The following is a 3997-nucleotide window of genomic DNA, read 5'->3' on the forward strand; positions in this document are numbered from 1 at the left end:
ACGCATCGGCGAAGACGGGGAACGCCCCGTACAACTCACGCCCCATACCGATCCGCTGCGAACCCTGACCCGAGAACAGAAAACCGACCTTGCCTTCGGGGCGGGCGCGTCCCAGCGTCACGTTCGCCGCCTGTTGGCCGGCGGCGAGGGCGGTGAGGGCTTGCCGGAGCTTGTCCGAGCCCTCTGCCAGGAGCACCGCGCGGTCCTCGAACGTCTCGCGGGAGGCCAGGGAGAGGCCGATGTCGGAAGCCGTCCAGCAGTCGTTCGCGTCGAGGTGGCCGGCCAGCCGGGCCGCCTGGGCACGCAGCGCCCGCTCGCCCTTGCCCGACAGCACCCACGGCATGAGCGCGCCGGAGTCGGGCGTGGGAGGCAGCTCCGGCGTGGCGGGGGCCTGCTCGATGATGGTGTGGGCGTTGGTGCCGCTGACGCCGAAGGACGAGACCGCGGCGCGGCGCGGGCGGTCCGACTCGGGCCACTGGACGGCCTCGGTCAGCAGCCGGACATCACCGGCCGACCAGTCCACGTGCGGCGTCGGCTCGTCCACGTGCAGGGTCCGCGGGACCACGCCGTGGCGCATCGCCATCACCATCTTGATCACGCCGGCGACACCCGCGGCGGCCTGCGTGTGACCGATGTTGGACTTCAACGAGCCGAGCAGGAGCGGCCGGTCACGGTCTTGTCCGTAGGTCGCAAGGAGCGCCTGCGCCTCGATCGGGTCGCCCAGCGTCGTGCCCGTACCGTGCGCCTCGACGACATCCACATCGCCCGGAGCGAGTCCGGCGGAGGCCAGGGCCTGCCGGATGACCCGCTGCTGCGCCGGCCCGTTCGGCGCGGTCAGCCCGTTGGACGCGCCGTCCTGGTTCACGGCGCTGCCCCGTACCACCGCCAGGACCTCGTGACCGTTGCGCACGGCGTCGGAGAGGCGCTCCACGAGCACCACGCCCACACCCTCCGCCCAGCCCGTGCCGTCCGCGTCCGCGCCGAACGCCTTGCACCGGCCGTCGGGCGACAGACCGCGCTGACGGCTGAACTCCACGAAAACGCTCGGACTGGCCATGAAGGTGACGCCGCCGGCCAGCGCCATCGTGCATTCGCCGTTGCGCAGCGACTGCATGGCCAGGTGCAGGGCGACCAGGGACGACGAGCAGGCCGTGTCGATCGTGACGGCGGGCCCTTCGAGTCCGAAGGTGTAGGCCACCCGGCCGGAGACGACGCTGGACGCGCCACCGACGAGCCGGTGTCCTTCGACGCCTTCCGGCGTGCGGCGCACCTCGGCTCCGTAGCCCTGGTAGGCCATGCCGACGAAGACGCCGGTCCGGCTGCCGCGCAACTGCGCGGGGGCGATCCCGGCCCGCTCGAAGGCCTCCCAGGAGGTCTCCAGCAGCAGTCGTTGCTGCGGGTCCATCGCCAGGGCCTCACGCGGAGAGATCCCGAAGAAGCCGGCGTCGAAGTCGGTGGCGTCGTGGAGGAAGCCGCCGTCGCGCGCGTACGTCTTGCCGGGGCGATCGGGATCGGGGTCGTAGAGGGCCTCGACGTCCCAGCCCCGGTCCGCCGGGAACTCGCCGACCGCGTCGCCACCGGAGACCACCAGGTCCCACAGCGCTTCGGGCGAGTCGACTCCGCCGGGCAGGTGGCAGCTCATCGCCACGATGGCGATGGGCTCGTCGTCGGCGGCCCCGTGCCGCTCCTGCTCTACCGCGGCCTTCGATCCGAGCAGCTCGCCCTGCAGGAAACGGGCGAGCGCCGTGGCGTCGGGGTGGTCGAAGACCAGCGTGGGCGGCAGCGCGAGACCGGTCGCCGTGTTCACCTTGTTGCGGAGTTCGACGGCGGTCAGGGAGTCGAAGCCCAGGTCCTTGAACGCCCGGTCGGGGTCGACCTCCGCCGCCGAGGAGTGGCCCAGGGCGGCCGCGACGTGCCCGCGGACCAGGTCGATCAAGGTCTTCGTGCGCTCGGCCTCCGGCAGGCCGGCGAGCCGGGCCGCCAGGGTCGCGGCGCCGGTGGCGACCGGTGCGGTGGTGCCGGCGTGGTGCACCTCGGGCAACTCGGACAGCAGGGCGCTCGGGCGGGCGAGGGTGAACGGTCCGATGAACCGTTCCCAGTCGATGTCGGCCACGACGACCGTGGTGTCGTCGCGGTCCAGGGCGCGCTGGATCGCGGTCACGGCGAGTGCGGCGGGCAGGGTGACGACGCCGCGGCGGCGCAGGTGCTCCTCGTCGGCGTCGGTGACCATGCCGCCGTCGGCCCACGGGCCCCAGGCGATCGCGGTCGCGGCCAGGCCCCGGGCCCTCCGCCGGGCGGCGAGCCCGTCGAGGAAGGCGTTGCCGGCGGCGTAGGCGGTCTGCAGTCCGCTGCCCCATACGCCGGCGATCGAGGAGAACATCACAAAGGCGTCGAGCTCACGGTCGCCGAGCAGTTCGTCCAGGTGCGTGGCACCGCCGGCCTTGGCCGCCACCGTGCGGGCGAAGTCGGCCGGCGTCAACTCGTCGAAGGGGGCGAACTGTTCCACGCCCGCGGCGTGGAAGACGGAGGTGAAGGTGTGCTCGGCGAGCAGCGCCGTCACCGCGTCGCGGTCGGCGACATCGCACACGGCGAGGGTGACCCGCGCTCCCGTCTCCTCCAGTTCGGCCTTGAGCGCGGTCGCGCCGGGCGCGTCGGCGCCGCGGCGGCTGGTGAGCACCAGGTGCTCCGCACCCGCGCCGGCGAGCCAGCGGGCGACGTGCCCGCCCAGCGCACCCGTACCACCGGTGATCAGCACCGTGCCGCGCGGCGACCAGGGCCGGCCGGCGCCGCTTCGGGCGTGGGCGAGCCGGGCGGTGAACACGCCGGTGGCGCGGACGGCGACCTGGTCCTCCTGGCCATCGGCAGCGCCGACACCCTCCCCCAGTACGGCGGCGACACGGCCGGCGGCACGCTCGTCGAAGGCCGCGGGCAGGTCGATCAGGCCGCCCCAGCGCCGGGGGTGTTCCAGGGCCAGGCCGCGACCGAGGCCCCACACCTGATTCTGCACCGCGCTGAGCGGTGCGTCGTCGGAGCGGCCGGTGGCGGCCGCGCCACGGGTGGCACACCACAGCGGCGCGTCGATGCCCGCGTCGCCGAGTGCCTGGGCCAGGGCCACGGTCTGCGCGAAGCCCCGGGAGAGCGCGGGGTGCTCGGGCGAGGCGGTCTCGTCGGTCGCGAGCAGCGACAGGACGCCGTCGAGCGATCCGGCTTCGGCCGCGGCCCGGGTCAGCTCGCCGGCCAGGGACGCGCGGTCGGCGTCGGCGCCGACCGTCAGCGGGATCAGGTGCGCGCCGCGTCCTGCCAGGGCCGCGCGGACCGTGTCGGCCCACTCGTCGCCCTCGGGCGCGGCGAACAGCCATGTGCTGCCGGAGAGGTCGCCTGCGGACAGGCCGTTCAGCGGCTGCCAGGCCAGCCGGTAGCGCCAGCCGTCCACGACGGACCGCTCGCGCCGCCGGCGCCGCCAGGCCGACAACTTCGGCACCACGACGTCCAGTTCCTTGGGGCTCAGCCCCAGCGTGGCGGCCAGGGACTGGGCGTCCTCGCGCTCGACGCTCGCCCAGAACTCGGCGTCGACCGCCTCCACGGCGGCCGTCTCGGCCTCGGGGGCCTCCAGCCAGTAGCGCTGCTGCTGGAAGGCGTAGGTGGGCAGGTCGACGCGCCGGGCGCCCGGGAAGAAGGCCTGCCAGTCCACTTCGGTGCCGCCGACGTGGAGTTCGGCGAGGGCGGTGACGACGGCCTGCCGCTCGGGGCGGTCTGCTCGGAGTACGGGGACGGTGGCGATGTCGTCCACGCAGCCCTGTGCCAGGCCGCTGAGGACACCGCCGGGGCCGATCTCCACGAACGTGGTCACGCCCAGCTCGCGCAGGGTTCGCACACCATCGGCGAAACGGACCGCTTCACGGACGTGCCGGACCCAATAGTCGGGGGTGTAAGGCTCGGCCAGGCGGCCGGTGAGGTTCGAAACGACGGGAATCCGGGGCTCGTTGAAGACCAGGCC

1 protein-coding gene is annotated in these 3997 nt (G+C 73.9%); it reads right to left on the reverse strand.

All coding sequences use genetic code 11. From position 1 onward, the window contains the following. Positions 1–3997: SDR family NAD(P)-dependent oxidoreductase (locus ACZ60B_RS42650; protein WP_469397398.1), on the reverse strand; the 3997-nt coding region annotated here is incomplete at both ends.

This window comes from Streptomyces sp. NPDC104096, from assembly GCF_055584385.1.